This is a genomic window from Bacillus sp. LR_5 (assembly GCF_042709275.1).
In genome coordinates, this window is sequence record NZ_JAVAXX010000167.1 from 1 (window position 1) to 14,303 (window position 14,303).

Annotated in this window: 15 protein-coding genes; 7 read left to right on the forward strand and 8 right to left on the reverse strand. The window is 44.0% G+C overall.

Annotation, left to right across the window (positions count from 1 at the left end):
- Positions 1-26: 26 nt before the first annotated feature.
- Positions 27-527, reverse strand: coding sequence for a universal stress protein (locus RAC86_RS25050; protein ID WP_015252456.1), 501 nt, complete (start codon positions 525-527; stop codon positions 27-29).
- A gap of 163 nt (positions 528-690) precedes the next feature.
- Here RAC86_RS25050 and RAC86_RS25055 point away from each other — a divergent pair, with 163 nt between their 5' ends.
- The 3 genes from RAC86_RS25055 to bmrD all read left to right on the forward strand — a co-directional run bounded on the left by RAC86_RS25055 (position 691) and on the right by bmrD (position 4,747).
- Positions 691-852: a hypothetical protein gene (locus tag RAC86_RS25055; protein ID WP_072175824.1), complete on the forward strand. Its 162-nt coding sequence runs from the start codon at positions 691-693 to the stop codon at positions 850-852.
- Between the two features lie 119 nt (positions 853-971).
- Complete coding sequence (gene bmrC, locus RAC86_RS25060) at positions 972-2,729, forward strand: multidrug ABC transporter ATP-binding protein BmrC (RefSeq protein WP_072175823.1); 1,758 nt, start codon at positions 972-974, stop codon at positions 2,727-2,729.
- Positions 2,726-4,747 carry a multidrug resistance ABC transporter ATP-binding protein/permease BmrD gene (gene bmrD / locus RAC86_RS25065; RefSeq protein WP_029726326.1) on the forward strand — a complete coding sequence of 674 codons (2,022 nt, stop codon included), beginning with the start codon at positions 2,726-2,728 and terminating at the stop codon, positions 4,745-4,747. Before bmrC ends, bmrD begins: the two co-directional genes overlap by 4 nt.
- A 49-nt stretch (positions 4,748-4,796) precedes the next feature.
- Here bmrD and RAC86_RS25070 read toward each other — a convergent pair whose 3' ends face one another.
- From RAC86_RS25070 to spaC, 6 genes are all read right to left on the reverse strand, one after another.
- Positions 4,797-5,417 carry an SDR family oxidoreductase gene (locus tag RAC86_RS25070; protein ID WP_377886121.1) on the reverse strand — a complete coding sequence of 207 codons (621 nt, stop codon included), beginning with the start codon at positions 5,415-5,417 and terminating at the stop codon, positions 4,797-4,799.
- A 38-nt stretch (positions 5,418-5,455) separates the two neighbouring features.
- A complete protein-coding gene (locus RAC86_RS25075) occupies positions 5,456-5,581 on the reverse strand; it encodes a hypothetical protein (protein WP_003245136.1) in 126 nt (41 codons plus the stop codon).
- 104 nt (positions 5,582-5,685) lie between these two features.
- Entirely contained in the window at positions 5,686-5,889 is a 204-nt protein-coding gene (sspB, locus tag RAC86_RS25080; RefSeq protein WP_003233287.1) for a beta type acid-soluble spore protein SspB, read from the reverse strand.
- A 205-nt stretch (positions 5,890-6,094) separates the two neighbouring features.
- On the reverse strand, positions 6,095-6,313 hold the full coding sequence (locus tag RAC86_RS25085; RefSeq protein ID WP_010886462.1) for a YheE family protein: 219 nt from the start codon (positions 6,311-6,313) through the stop codon (positions 6,095-6,097).
- A 149-nt stretch (positions 6,314-6,462) separates the two neighbouring features.
- Entirely contained in the window at positions 6,463-7,824 is a 1,362-nt protein-coding gene (gene yheD / locus RAC86_RS25090; RefSeq protein WP_003245015.1) for a spore coat associated protein YheD, read from the reverse strand.
- Entirely contained in the window at positions 7,814-8,905 is a 1,092-nt protein-coding gene (gene spaC / locus RAC86_RS25095) for a spore coat associated protein SpaC (protein WP_003245845.1), read from the reverse strand. The genes yheD and spaC overlap by 11 nt, the downstream gene beginning before the upstream one ends.
- A gap of 266 nt (positions 8,906-9,171) precedes the next feature.
- Here spaC and RAC86_RS25100 point away from each other — a divergent pair, with 266 nt between their 5' ends.
- Both RAC86_RS25100 and RAC86_RS25105 read left to right on the forward strand, forming a co-directional pair.
- The gene (locus RAC86_RS25100; RefSeq protein ID WP_003233281.1) at positions 9,172-10,305 is read left to right on the forward strand and encodes a DUF445 domain-containing protein; all 1,134 of its coding nucleotides are present in this window, start codon (positions 9,172-9,174) and stop codon (positions 10,303-10,305) included.
- A 92-nt stretch (positions 10,306-10,397) separates the two neighbouring features.
- Complete coding sequence (locus tag RAC86_RS25105) at positions 10,398-10,751, forward strand: YlbF/YmcA family competence regulator (RefSeq protein WP_003224239.1); 354 nt, start codon at positions 10,398-10,400, stop codon at positions 10,749-10,751.
- Positions 10,752-10,794: 43 nt separating this feature from the next.
- Here RAC86_RS25105 and RAC86_RS25110 read toward each other — a convergent pair whose 3' ends face one another.
- On the reverse strand, positions 10,795-11,868 hold the full coding sequence (locus RAC86_RS25110; protein WP_003245738.1) for a DNA alkylation repair protein: 1,074 nt from the start codon (positions 11,866-11,868) through the stop codon (positions 10,795-10,797).
- Between the two features lie 485 nt (positions 11,869-12,353).
- Between RAC86_RS25110 and RAC86_RS25115 the strand changes: the two genes are divergently transcribed.
- Entirely contained in the window at positions 12,354-13,220 is an 867-nt protein-coding gene (locus RAC86_RS25115) for a Cof-type HAD-IIB family hydrolase (RefSeq protein ID WP_377886122.1), read from the forward strand.
- 111 nt (positions 13,221-13,331) lie between these two features.
- The coding region (locus tag RAC86_RS25120) for a radical SAM protein (protein ID WP_377886123.1) at positions 13,332-14,303 on the forward strand (972 nt) is incomplete at its 3' end.

Here is a 14,303-nt window from a genome sequence, read left to right on the forward strand (position 1 = left end):
ATAAAAGAAGTGAGCACAGGGCGTGCTCACTTTACAATCAGGACGGGTATATCCGATTTCGCTGAAAGCTTTTCACTTACACTTCCGAATATTAGCTTTTTCAGCCTGTTTTGGTCTCTGCTTCCGGTTACGATCATATCGGCAGAAATGCGGTTTGCATGCTCGATAATTGATTCAGCCGGATCGCCTTCTAATATATCGATATCTCCATCTGCCTGCTGTTCATTCAGCATCATTCTGGCTTCGGCGATGACTTCTTCCGTACGGTCTTCATAGATCATTGGCTCAGGTGATGTTACATCCGATATCAGCGGATCAGGAACACTTGTCATGCCTCCGCTGATATAGCTTGCCTCAGCTGCGGGTCTGGGCGGGTCGATGACGGTCTGATTGTCTTTCATATCATGTGAATGGGCGACGGTAATAGCGGCATTTACGGTTTTAGCAAGATCAATGGCTGTCTGAAGCGCTTTCTTACTATTTTCACTTCCGTCAAACGCAACGATGATACGGTCAGCATGGAACATCCTTCTCACCCTTTCAAAGCGTCTTACAACACTACTACCCGAATTTGAGCACAATTAACCTTTTCCTATTCAAGTAATGATTGACAATAAAAGGTTTTGTTTATATGATGATAAAAAGATGAAATCAGAATGGAAGGAGGGTTTGCTATGCCAAGGAATTTGCGTGTTTATCAAACAGTTTCATATTGGCGCGGCAAACCTTTTGTTCTGTTTTCGTGAACGGTTTTTTAGGTGGGACCGCGCGCTGAAAAGCGCTGTGCGTAACATATCGGTTAAAAAAGGCATGGAGCTGACGCTTCATGCCTTTTTTATATACAAAATCTAAGGAAAGACAGGTGTATGGGATGTGAAGGTAAATACAGAGGCGAGGGCTGTTCGTGCCAAATTGGATGAAAAAAGCTGCAAGGAAAAAATAGAAGGCGGCTGATGAGGAGATGGGGATAGATGTTTTCAGTTTTGAAAAAGCTTGGCTGGTTTTTTAAGGCGTACTGGCTGCGCTATACGATTGCGATTGTCCTTTTATTAGCAGTCAATGTCATTGAAATGTTTCCGCCTAAGCTCTTGGGGAACGCCATAGATGATATGAAAACAGGGGCATTTACTGCGGAAGGGCTGCTGTTTTATATCGGTATCTTTTTTGTGCTGACGGCGGCCGTGTATATCATGTCTTATTTTTGGATGCATCAGCTGTTTGGCGGAGCGAATCTGATGGAGAAAATTCTTCGTACGAAGCTGATGGGGCATTTGCTGACTATGTCGCCGCCGTTTTATGAAAAAAACCGGACAGGCGATTTAATGGCACGAGGGACAAATGATCTTCAGGCCGTCAGTTTAACGACAGGGTTTGGCATCTTGACGTTAGTCGATTCTACGATGTTTATGATGACGATTTTTTTGACGATGGGGTTTTTGATCAGCTGGAAGCTGACCTTCGCCGCCATTATCCCGCTTCCAGTCATGGCGATTGCAATCAGTCTATATGGAAGTAAAATTCATGAGCGGTTTACTGAGGCCCAAAACGCGTTCGGGGCGCTGAATGACAGAGTGCTGGAATCTGTTTCAGGCGTGCGGGTGATTCGCGCGTATGTTCAGGAAACAAACGATGTTCGCCGGTTTAATGAAATGACCGCTGATGTTTATCAGAAAAATATGAAAGTGGCTTTTATTGATTCACTGTTTGAGCCGACGGTGAAACTGCTTGTCGGCGCAAGCTATCTGATTGGGCTCGGCTACGGAGCGTTTCTTGTATTCCGGAACGAGCTGACGCTTGGAGAGTTAGTGTCCTTTAACGTTTATCTCGGCATGATGATTTGGCCGATGTTTGCAATCGGTGAACTCATTAACGTGATGCAGCGCGGCAATGCGTCATTAGACCGGGTAAATGAAACTCTTTCTTATGAATCGGATGTGACAGATCCAAAACAGCCCGCTGATCTTAAAGAGCCTGGAGATATCGTTTTCAGTCATGTCAGCTTTACATATCCAAGCTCAACAAGTGACAATCTTCAGGATATTTCATTTACGGTGCGAAAAGGGCAGACTGTCGGGATTGCAGGTAAAACCGGGAGCGGAAAAACGACAATTATTAAGCAGCTTTTGCGCCAGTATCCTCCAGGTGAAGGGAGCATTACATTTTCAGGCGTACCGATTCAGCAAATCCCTCTTGACCGTCTCCGCGGATGGATCGGATATGTGCCTCAGGATCATTTACTGTTTTCACGGACTGTAAAAGAAAATATTTTATACGGAAAACAGGATGCAACTGATAAAGAGGTTCAGCAAGCCATTGCCGAAGCACATTTTGAAAAAGATTTGCACATGCTTCCGTCCGGTCTGGAGACAATGGTCGGTGAAAAAGGCGTGGCACTGTCAGGCGGGCAGAAACAAAGAATTTCGATTGCGAGAGCACTCATGGCGAATCCGGAAATCTTGATTCTGGATGATTCACTTTCCGCTGTAGATGCCAAAACAGAGGCTGCAATTATCAAGAACATCAGAGAAAACCGCAAAGGAAAAACGACATTTATTTTGACGCACCGATTATCCGCGGTAGAGCACGCTGACCTGATCCTTGTGATGGACGGCGGCGTCATTGCTGAGAGAGGCACGCATCAAGAACTGCTGGCCAATAATGGGTGGTATCGGGAACAATATGAAAGACAGCAGCTGTTCACGGCCGAAGAAGGGGGAGCAGGGGCATGAAAATAGGAAAAACGTTATGGAGATACGCACTCCTTTATCGAAAATTGCTGATCACGGCCGTCCTATTGCTAGCTGTCGCCGTCGGTGCAGAACTGACCGGGCCGTTTATCGGCAAGAAAATGATAGACGACCATATCCTCGGCATTGAGAAAACATGGTATGAAGCTGCGGAAAAAGATAAAAATGCCGTTCAGTTTCACGGCGTCTCATATGTCAGAGAGGACCGATTGCAGGAGCCTGTTTCAAAAGCAAAAGAAGCACATATTTATCAAGTGGGAATGGCGTTCTATTTTGTTGATCAGGCTGTCAGCTTCGACGGGAATAGAACGGTTTCTGACGGGAAGCTGACGATCACAAACGGAGACAAGAGCCGGACATATGCTGCCGAAAAGCTGACTAAGCAGGAACTTTTCCAGTTCTATCAGCCGGAAATAAAGGGAATGGTGTTACTGATCTGCCTGTATGGGGGCTTGCTTGTGTTTTCGGTATTCTTTCAATACGGACAGCATTATCTGCTGCAGATGAGCGCCAATCGGATTATTCAAAAGATGAGGCAGGACGTGTTTTCGCACATACAGAGAATGCCGATTCGCTATTTTGACAATCTTCCGGCCGGAAAAGTCGTTGCGCGGATTACCAATGATACGGAGGCTATTAGGGATTTATATGTCACAGTGCTTTCAACATTTGTGACAAGCGGAATCTATATGTTCGGGATATTCACGGCTTTGTTTCTGCTTGATGTGAAGCTTGCGTTTGTATGTCTGGCAATTGTGCCGATTATCTGGCTGTGGTCAGTCATATACCGGAGATATGCGTCATATTACAACCAAAAAATCCGCTCGATCAACAGTGACATTAACGCAAAAATGAATGAGTCAATTCAAGGCATGACCATTATTCAGGCTTTCCGCCATCAAAAGGAAACAATGAGAGAATTTGAGGAATTAAATGAATCACATTTTTATTTCCAAAACAGGATGCTGAATTTAAACTCCTTAATGTCCCATAATTTGGTCAATGTCATCCGCAATCTTGCGTTCGTCTGTCTGATCTGGCATTTTGGCGGTGCGAGCCTGAATGCGGCCGGGATTGTTTCTATCGGTGTACTGTACGCGTTTGTCGATTATTTGAACCGGTTATTTCAGCCGATCACAGGCATCGTCAATCAGTTTTCAAAGCTGGAGCTTGCAAGGGTCTCCGCCGGGCGTGTTTTTGAACTGCTTGAAGAAAAGAATACGGAAGAAGCGGGTGAACCGGCGAAGGAGCGCGCGCTGGGACGGGTTGAATTTCGTGATGTGTCATTTGCGTATCAAGAAGGTGAAGAGGTATTAAAGCATATTTCCTTTACTGCGCAAAAGGGCGAAACCGTAGCGCTCGTCGGCCATACCGGATCAGGAAAAAGCTCGATTTTGAATCTTCTGTTTCGTTTTTATGATGCGCAAAAAGGTGATGTCTTAATTGATGGAAAAAGCATTTACAACATGTCAAGACAGGAACTCAGATCCCATATGGGTATTGTGCTTCAGGACCCGTACTTATTCTCGGGCACAATCGGATCTAACGTAAGTCTGGATGACGAAAGAATGACTGAAGAAGAAATAAAAAATGCACTGCGGCAAGTCGGTGCTGAGCCTCTTCTTAAGAAGCTTCCGAAGGGCATTAATGAGCCCGTGATTGAAAAAGGCAGCACGCTATCCTCTGGAGAGCGGCAGTTAATTTCTTTCGCTAGAGCTTTGGCGTTTGATCCCGCGATCTTGATTTTAGATGAGGCAACGGCGCATATTGATACAGAGACAGAGGCCGTAATCCAGAAGGCGCTTGATGTCGTCAAACAAGGACGCACCACCTTCGTCATCGCTCACCGGCTTTCAACAATCAGAAATGCTGATCAGATTTTGGTTCTTGATAAAGGAGAAATTGTTGAGAGAGGGAACCACGAGGAACTGATGGCATTAGAAGGCCAATATTATCAAATGTATGAACTGCAAAAGGGACAGAAACATTCCATTGCATAATGCTCAAAAAACCCAAAACAATCGTGTTTTGGGTTTTTGGTTTATGTAGTCAATAAGCCAGTCCGACACGGTATCCGACATACTTACCTGTAACAAGCTCACGATATAAAAAGTCCGCAGTATCGCCGACCGAAATGCTTGTGCCGCCCTCAGGCAAAACGTTACGCTCCGTACGATAAACGCCGGTTGCTGTTCCGTCCGGGAGGTAAGTGGGGCAGATGATTGTCCAGTCTAATGATGATTGTTTAAGCATTTCGTATACTTTTGCATGCTCCTTGGCTGCGCGGGTCTGCTTTCGTTTCGATTCATTTGTTTCAAACCGGTATTTTCCCGGTTCATGTCGAGAATCTAGGATCCCTGCGGTGCCGATCGTAATAAGCCGTTTGATATGCTGTTCCTCCATAGCGGAGAGAATGTGTGCCATAGCAGTTGACAAGGTATCATCACCATCTGTGCCTAGACAGCTGATCACGATTTCAGCATTCTCCATTATTTTTTTCACATCTTCTAAGCGGCGGGCGTTCCCCATGACGGTTCTGTCTTTTGAAAGGGGAAGATCAGCATGTTGAGATCTGGTCAGAGCGAAAATATCAAATCTTTCATCTGCTGAGGCTTGTGTTAAAAAGGCTTGTCCGACGCGGCCGCTGGCTCCTAATAAAGCGATTTTCATCAAAAAACCTCCTCGCCTTTCATTATAAAAGGATGTTCTCAGTTTGAACAGCGCGGGAAAGAATACCTGTACAAATAAACAGAACGATGGGAAACATATTCATGAATCATGGATACACTTACGAACTGAACCAGCTCCCAATTCACAATGGTGATGAATGACACCCCGATTCCCTCCCTTTTTTTCTAGGATATGTGGAGCAGGAAAAAAGGGTGACAAAATAAAGAGAGCGCGGAAACCGCGCCCTCTATAGCCATATATTGAATTGTTATTGAACTCTGCCGCCCATTTGCTGCTGAGCGAAAGATACTAAACGTTTTGTGATTTCTCCTCCGACAGAACCGTTAGCGCGAGAAGTTGTGTCCGCTCCAAGGTTAACGCCGAATTCAGAAGCGATTTCAAGTTTCATTTGATCGATAGCCTGAGCTGCGCCAGGAACTAGTAAGTCATTTGAAGAGTTTTGGTTAGCCATGTGTAAAATCTCCTTTTTATTTAGTATGGTTGGGTTAACTGGAGTTGCACCAGTCTGTGGACCCTTCTCGGGTGTCACTGCCCCTCGGCGTAACCCAATGCTTGCCGGCTTGTTACTAGTATTATGTTAAAATGGCCGGAAACTCATGCGGAGAATTGTGTGGTAAATCTTGAGAAATAAAAAAAGCTTAGCCGTTTAGGCTAAGCTAGTCATAAATATGAAAAAGCATCAGTTCATGTATCTCATTTGTAAGAGCAGGCTCGTCAGCGCGGGCGGGAAACAAGTCTCCCCATTCAATTTCACCGCTCTTATGATAGATGCCTTCATAATGGGTCCCTTTATAATAAAATGAAATTTTCCATCCGGGCAGCTTTTCTTTTGGGAACAAAGGTTTCCAGCTGAAATGAGAAATCATTACGGCCACGCTCCTTACATTTGGTATCAATTGACCTAAATAAAAACGCCTTATGTTCATTGTATCATTGTTTCAGAACATCATTGAAGAGGCCTAAATATGCAGTTTGTCCCAGCTTTGGATAAAGATAAGCCCGCTTTATTAAAAAAGCGGACAGGTTACGAAGGCCACAACGCTTCAGGAGATGTGATTGCCTTCTCAGATAAATATGACGCGTATTCAAAACTTCTTCGTTTTGTAAGAGAATCAACATGATGCAAATTTGGATGAGAAAAAATGCTTCGGCCCGGGCGCGAATTCGCTTCAAACATCCATACTTTACCGTTCTGATCAATGCCAAAATCGAAACCAATCTCCCCGATAAACCCCTCGATATGATCATGAAGGACATGGCTTGCAGTCAGTGCCGCTGCAGAAAGCTTTTTAATGACCTCAACTCTTTCAGCGGGATCATCGTATACTTCCGCAAGTGTCTTTACAGTGCCGCCGTTAGAAAGATGTGTTGTAATGCTGTTCTTTCCGGAAATTTTCACGGCGATTGCTGTCACTGTCCATTTTCCTTTTCTGTTTTTATTGGTATGGACACGGAAATCCGCTGGTTTGCCTTGAAATTCGATGAGATCAACACCTTGCTGAATGAGAAAGTCGGACGGGTTGTGATGTTTTTGAAATTCTGCAAGGAATGAGGCGGCATCGGAATAATCAATTGAAGTAAAAGTTTTGGCATCATTCGTATGCTTTACCGTCAGGCCGCCATCTGTTCTTGTCAGTTGATAAATGCCGGTGCCGAGTGCTCCATTTGCCGGTTTGATATAGACTTTTTTGTATGCGCCACAGAGCTCATCTATCAGCTCCACAGACGGTGTCAGCTCGGATCTAGGCAAAAAGGGTGCCGTTCTTGGATCTTTTTCGAGCAATTGATGAACGTTCCATTTATTGAAAAACGTTTTATTAAACCATGGGATCTGATATTCATCGATCAGCCTCTTTTTTGTATGTTGCAAGAGAAGTGAATCTTCAATTTTTCGGTTCGGCAAACGGTCATAAACGACGTTCGGCAATGGAACGATTTTTTTCTCCCAGCCGTTTTCCCTGTAAAGGAGGCCTTCAATCGTGCCTTCCTCCCAATTGATTTGGTGCGCGCCAAAAACGAAGCAGTAGCCCCCGGCTTGCTCGTGTAACGTGACAAGCTTAGAAAAAAAGAGGGAACGATCCTTAAATGGGCGTTCAAGAGATACAGTAAACCCTGCCGTAAAGATGCCGACTAACGGCCCGATATGCACTGTATGATCATGAATCAGTATATCTGCCCTGCTTCGGTGGGGAAGCAAAAGCTCATGAAACAGATTTTCAGAGAGAAGCACGGTTTGTTCCAGATGCCGTCTGTAAGCAACGTGGCATCTGACAACCTTCGTTCCGAATGCAGCATGCAAAAGTCCGTCTTGCTTCAGCGAAGAGGGCAGAAACAGGGTATTTTCACTGGTTTTGTCTATGCCGATCAAAAACCGTTTAGGATTCACGCGGAAGAACTCCTTTCTGGCTTTGCTCAGAAAACAGATATTGGCAGCGCTTTAGGGGACAAGTGTACAGCTGTTCTTTTTGCTCGGGAGAGACACGCAGGATTGACTTTCTGCCTGGTTTGGAATTGATATCTAAAATCCAAATTCTCCCGTCCTTAGCAAGACATATATCAAGACCGAGTTCAAACAACGGCCCATAGCGCTCGTCAAGATAATACGGAACCGATTGGGTAATCGAAAACACATCATCTAGTAAGACCACTTGCTGTTTTTTCGGTATATCTTCAAACCAGGAGTCAAATGTCAGCGCATCAGATCCGCCTGACAAATTGGCCAGCAACCCGTGTTTGTATCCGCGTCTTACTGCCTTTCCGACTGTATTCCATTCACCTGCTTCGTTTTTTTCCATAAACAGACGAATATCACAAGGGTATTGTTCCTTATCTTGAATGTTTAAGTAAGGCTGAAGCAAATATTGATGCTGAAGCACTTTTTTGCACCATGTTTTAAAAGAAGTCTGGTTGGAAAACGTTTTTGTCTGCTTATCCTTTCCGATGTGATAAGTAGCAGTGATGTTTTTCTTGCCCAGCTTCAAAAGAATCACGCCTCTGCCTCCCGCGCCAAATGCCGGTTTAAGGATGCAGGCTTTTTCTTTGGATAAAAAGGAGTGAATTTGTTCGTAGCGGCTCACCTTTATCGTTTCGGGAATATAGGGATTGATTACAGAGTGCTGCTGCAAATCGTGAAGGACGGTCCACTTATCGGGAAGACCCCGCCCGATAAATTCCGTTTTCGGATATTTTTTGAGCCACTCAACGATTGGTTTTGCTTTTTGGGAATGTGAATCCTTGCCGTAAAAACAGCGATCATAAATATAATCTGGAATCGCCATTTCAGTTTCGTTCCATGTGCTGCTGGCCGAATGATAGACCGATGCTTTGACACGCAAAGTGTCAGGTGAAATATCAAATGGTGTAAACCGGATGAAACGTATGCCGAATTCGGGTGCTCTTTTGGCCAGTTCTGCGGAATAATCCGCTTCATGCTGGCGGGATAAGGACATAAAACCGAGTGTTATCATGGTGAGACTCCCCCTTTTATTCAAAAGCTGCCGGCGGGTGTCCGCAGCTTTACACTAAATACATGTAAGACGAACGCAGCTGACGGTATTCTACTTTACAGAATACGATTCTCCACCTTGCCCTATTCCAAAAGAACAAGCTGATTTTCTAAGAACAGGAATTTGTCTCCTCGTTTGCTAAGTGATTGCATGAGCCTCTATAATACGTATAGGTACATAATCTATATGAAAAAAGCTGAAGCACAGATGGAGGAAGATGAATAGGAATGGGTATTGCAGGAACCTTTATTTTTATGATCGTGATCGGCGCTGCCATTGGAGCGGTGACCAATCATTTAGCAATTCAAATGCTGTTTAGGCCGTATAAAGCGTACTATTTGTTTGGGAAACGAGTTCCTTTTACGCCCGGGCTGATTCCAAGACGGCGAGATGAACTTGCAAAACAAATGGGACTGATGGTAGTCAATCATCTCTTAACCCCTGAAGGCATTAAAAAGCGGCTCGTCTCTGATGCAGCCAAAACGCAAGCTCTTCGAGTGGGGGAACAGCTGATTCAAAAGCTGTCACTTTCTGAAGTGACAGTAAAAGAAGCGCTTGAAAAAGCCGGGATGAAGCGCCCAGAAAAAGCTGCTGATGCATGGATCAGCAGCTGGACCGATGATAAGCTGAATGAGCTTTTCCGCCAATACGGGGACCAATCGTTAAAAGAGCTGGTGCCTATAGAGGTGCAGGAAAAGCTTGAGGAAAAAATTCCGATGATTTCAGGATATATATTGTCACGGAGTGTCAGTTATTTTGAAAGTGATGAAGGAAAAATCCGTCTTGGCAATATGATTGATGACTTTTTAAAAGAGCGCGGCATGCTTGGAAGCATGGTGCAAATGTTTCTTGGCAATTCAAGCCTTGCGGATCGCGTGCTGCCGGAGCTGCTGAAATTCTTGCGCAATGAGGAAACAAATAAATTGCTTTCTGATCTCTTAAAAAACGAATGGGGCAAGCTGAGGGAGTATACGTTTAATGAAGCAGATGAAAAATGGAATGCAAAGGCGCTCATTTTCAGTTTGAAACGAAGAGTGCTGCAAGCATTTTCGACTGCCCCTTTCTTCGACAATACGATTGGCACGCTTACCGTCCGCTATGAATCTGAGCTGACCCAGCAAATGCTGCCGGCACTGTTAGACAAATTGCTTGAAGGGATTTCGTCCAACCTTGAAAGTGTCTTAAAACGGTTGCGTCTTGAGGAAATCGTCAAGGAGCAGGTGGATCAGTTCCCGGTGGAGCGTCTTGAAGAAATGGTGCTGTCCATTTCAAAAAAAGAATTTAAAATGATTACCTATTTGGGGGGCCTTCTCGGCGGAATTATAGGCGCGATTCAAGCATTGTTTGTCATCCTTTTTTAAGAAGAAACGGTTTTTGATTAATGAAAGGAGCTCCATAGTCTGTTATAGTGGAGTGGTATGTCAAACGGCAATGATGAAAGGAGCTATTTACAATGGCTGTTAATTTTTATGATGTAGCGTATGATCTGGAAAATGCATTACGCGGGAGCGAAGAGTTCACCCGTTTAAAAAACCTTTACGACGAAGTTAACGCAGATGAATCAGCGAAGCGCATGTTCGAAAACTTCCGTGATGTACAGCTTAGACTCCAGCAAAAACAAATGGCAGGAGAAGAGATTACACAAGAAGAAGTGACGCAGGCTCAAAAAACAGTTGCGCTTGTACAGCAGCACGAAAAAATTTCTCAGCTGATGGAAGCGGAGCAGCGCATGAGCATGCTGATTGGTGAATTGAACAAAATCATTATGAAGCCTTTAGAAGAGCTTTACGGCAGTGTTGAAGGCTAATAAGCAAAATCCCTTCTTGGATAAGAAGGGATTTTTTATTCATTCAGCAAACTTGGAAATCCAATGAATCTTTTACCTCTCCATTGATGATCACTGATAATGTATGAATTCCTTTGTAATGCTTTCTGGTGGTTAAATCCTTAAAGGATTGGATTCTTGTGTATGATTTCGTTTCGTTTTTTCGTATATTTGTTTCTGTTATTTTAAATACTTTCTGATGACGCTGGCCTCTTGCTTTTACAAAATCAATTGCGTACTCAATTCTTACTTTTTGATCCCTGTCTGAATGAATATAGAAAGAAAATTCAAGGCTTTCGCCAATAACTATACGTTTGGGCTGGCATGTTAAATCATGTAGTTGTATCGAATCAGCATTTTCATAACCAAAAAGCGCTAAGGCCTGTTTATCACCCTTTTTTAATAAGGTCCGATAGGCGTGTTTGATAATCCAGTCTGTATGGGGATGTGTTCCGTACCATTGATCTGCGACTTTTCTCAGTAAATGAGGATGCGTTTTTGATATATCATTAAGGTTGTTGGCCACGCTTTTTCTTACATATAAGGACTCGTCCTGCATCAGCTTCTCAAGGATCGGCAATACGGGGGAAGGGTCCGATTTCAAAGCCGGTATCGATTTCCCCCATGGCAGGCGGGGCCTGCTGCCTTCGCTCGCAAGTCTTCTCACGTGTTCATTTTTATGCTCAGACCATGCAAGCAATTGTGCAATCATCTTTTCTTGATCTAACAGCAAAAAAGGCCTTACAGCAAATTCTGAGGTCGAATATTGCGTAAAGGATTCCAATGCCTTTATTGATTCTTCCCAATGCGCTAACCCGTACTGTTCCACATAATCTGGAAATAAAATTCCGCTGAGTCCTTTAAAATGAGGGGCTGTATCCCGTAAAATTGTGAGCGCTTCAACGTATTGTTTTGGCAAAGTTTCGTATAAAGAAACTGTCACGCGGCGCATCCGCTCTTTTAAAGTGAGTTCAGGCCAGTCCTCCAGCCGTAATGTATCCAAGAATCTGTTTTTGTTAAAATCAGGATAGGATGACCTTACATGATGGATCAACTGAGATATCAGTTCTTCATTATATATTTCTTTTAAATCAGCCATATAAACACCGCTTTTTCGTTTATTATTTATATTGTATGGGAATGTACGTTCTGGATCAAGTGTATAGTCCTAAAAATTAACAACTGATCCTACCACGGATATACAAAAGTTGGTTACTTTTTTTAGTTAAAAAAACCCTTGTCATCGGAAAGGAAAACTGAGATAATAACATTGAAAGCGCCTACACTTACCTATTTCAAATGGATACGGTCGCATATCATGCCGTTATATAGAGGGGATAAGCAACAGAGAGTAAGTGTTCGGAGCGCATCATTGGTCAAACAAGGGGTTCCTGATACATGATTTTTCGTAAATCGAAATAACGATATTAGGGAGAATGGCTGCTTCGATCGTATCCTATCAACAAGCCATACATAAAGTCTGCTGAGCCAGGCTTTTTTTGCTTTAAGAAAAGGTTGTTCTAAACACAGAGACAGGGTCATATCCTATACACAAGTACAGTCATCAAGGAGGGGGACATCTCTGTGTCAAAACAATTGCTTGCCTTAAATATAGATGGAGCGCTGCTTCGGTCGAACGGGAAGATTCATCAGGCAACGAAAGACGCGATTGAATATGTAAAGAAAAAAGGGATTTACGTCACACTTGTGACCAACCGTCATTTTCGCTCAGCACAGAAAATAGCGAAATCGCTAAAGGTTGATGCCAAGCTGATCACCCATAGCGGGGCATATATCGCTGAGAAAATTGACGCCCCGTTTTTTGAAAAAAGAATTTCTGATGATCATACCTTTAACATTGTTCAAGTGCTGGAGAGCTATCAATGTAATATTCGGCTTCTTCACGAAAAGTATTCCATCGGAAACAAGAAAAAGGTGAATTCGAATTTATTGGGGAAAGCACTCATTCATCCGTCTGACCCGATCTTTTATCCAGTCCAGTTCGTTGAATCATTAAGCGATCTCCTCATGGATGAGCCGGTGAGTGCACCCGTCATCGAGGTGTACACGGAGCACGACATTCAGCATGACATTACAGAAACGATTACAAAAGCCTTCCCTGCAGTGGATGTGATTCGCGTAAACGATGAGAAGCTGAATATCGTCCCGAAAGGTGTCTCGAAGGAAGCGGGTTTGGCCCTCGTCGCTTCAGAGCTGGGCCTGAGTATGGATGATGTCGTGGCCATTGGGCATCAGTATGACGATCTGCCGATGATCGAACTTGCCGGTCTTGGGGTAGCGATGGGGAATGCCGTTCCGGAAATTAAGAGAAAGGCAGATTGGGTTACAAGGTCCAATGACGAGCAAGGTGTCGCTTATATGATGAAGGAATATTTCCGAATGCAGCAGCGAAAAGGATTTCTTGATAAGTTCCACATGAAACGTGTGTAAAAAAGCCGCTCGCACCCTGACAGGTGCGGCGGCTTTTTTGCCGGATTGATTTTAGCAGTTTATTTCTGTACACTAAAGAAAGTTTTGAATCTGATAAATTAGGTGATGAAGTTGCAAATTAAAATAGAAGGCATACATGATGACCGCCTGCATCGGCCTCTGCAAAATATTGCAAATTTGTTTTATGAAGAGTGCGAGCTTGCGTATGGCGGAGAGGAGCCCGCAGATTTTGTCATTTCTTTAGCGTTGTCACAAACGGATGAGCATGTGACGGTTTCGGGAGAAGTGAAGGGAACTGGCATAAAGGAACAGCATACAAAATTCTTTTCTCCCGGCATGAATGAAAAAGAAGCTTTTAAGCAAGTGAAAAACACAATTTCTTATGTGTATCTCAATCTTCTTCAGGCGCATACGGGCATTACGCAGAAGTGGGGAATCCTCACAGGAATCCGGCCCACAAAGCTGCTTCATAAAAAACTGCAAAGCGGAATGTCCAAGGAGCAAGCGCATGCTGAGTTGAAAAAAGACTATTTAATTCATGATGAAAAAATCATGCTAATGCAGGAAATTGTTGATCGTCAGCTGGCGGCAGTGCCGGATTTGTACCGAGTAAAGGATGAAGTCAGCATTTATATCGGCATTCCGTTCTGCCCGACAAAATGCGCGTATTGCACATTCCCTGCGTATGCCATCCAGGGACAGGCAGGCAGAGTCGGCTCATTCCTATGGGGACTGCATTACGAAATGCAGAAAATCGGTGAATGGCTGAAGGAGCATGATGTTAAGGTTACAACCATTTACTTTGGCGGCGGGACGCCGACAAGCATTACAGCGGAGGAGATGGATCTGCTGTATGAAGAAATGGTCCGCTCCTTCCCGGATGTGAAAAACATTCGTGAGATTACGGTGGAGGCCGGTCGTCCTGACACGATTACAGAAGAAAAACTCGCCGTTTTAAACAAATATGACATTGATCGGATCAGCATCAATCCGCAATCCTACGAAAACGAAACGCTAAAGGCGATCGGGCGGCACCATACGGTTGAAGAGACCATTGAGAAATATCATCTGTCACGCCAGCAC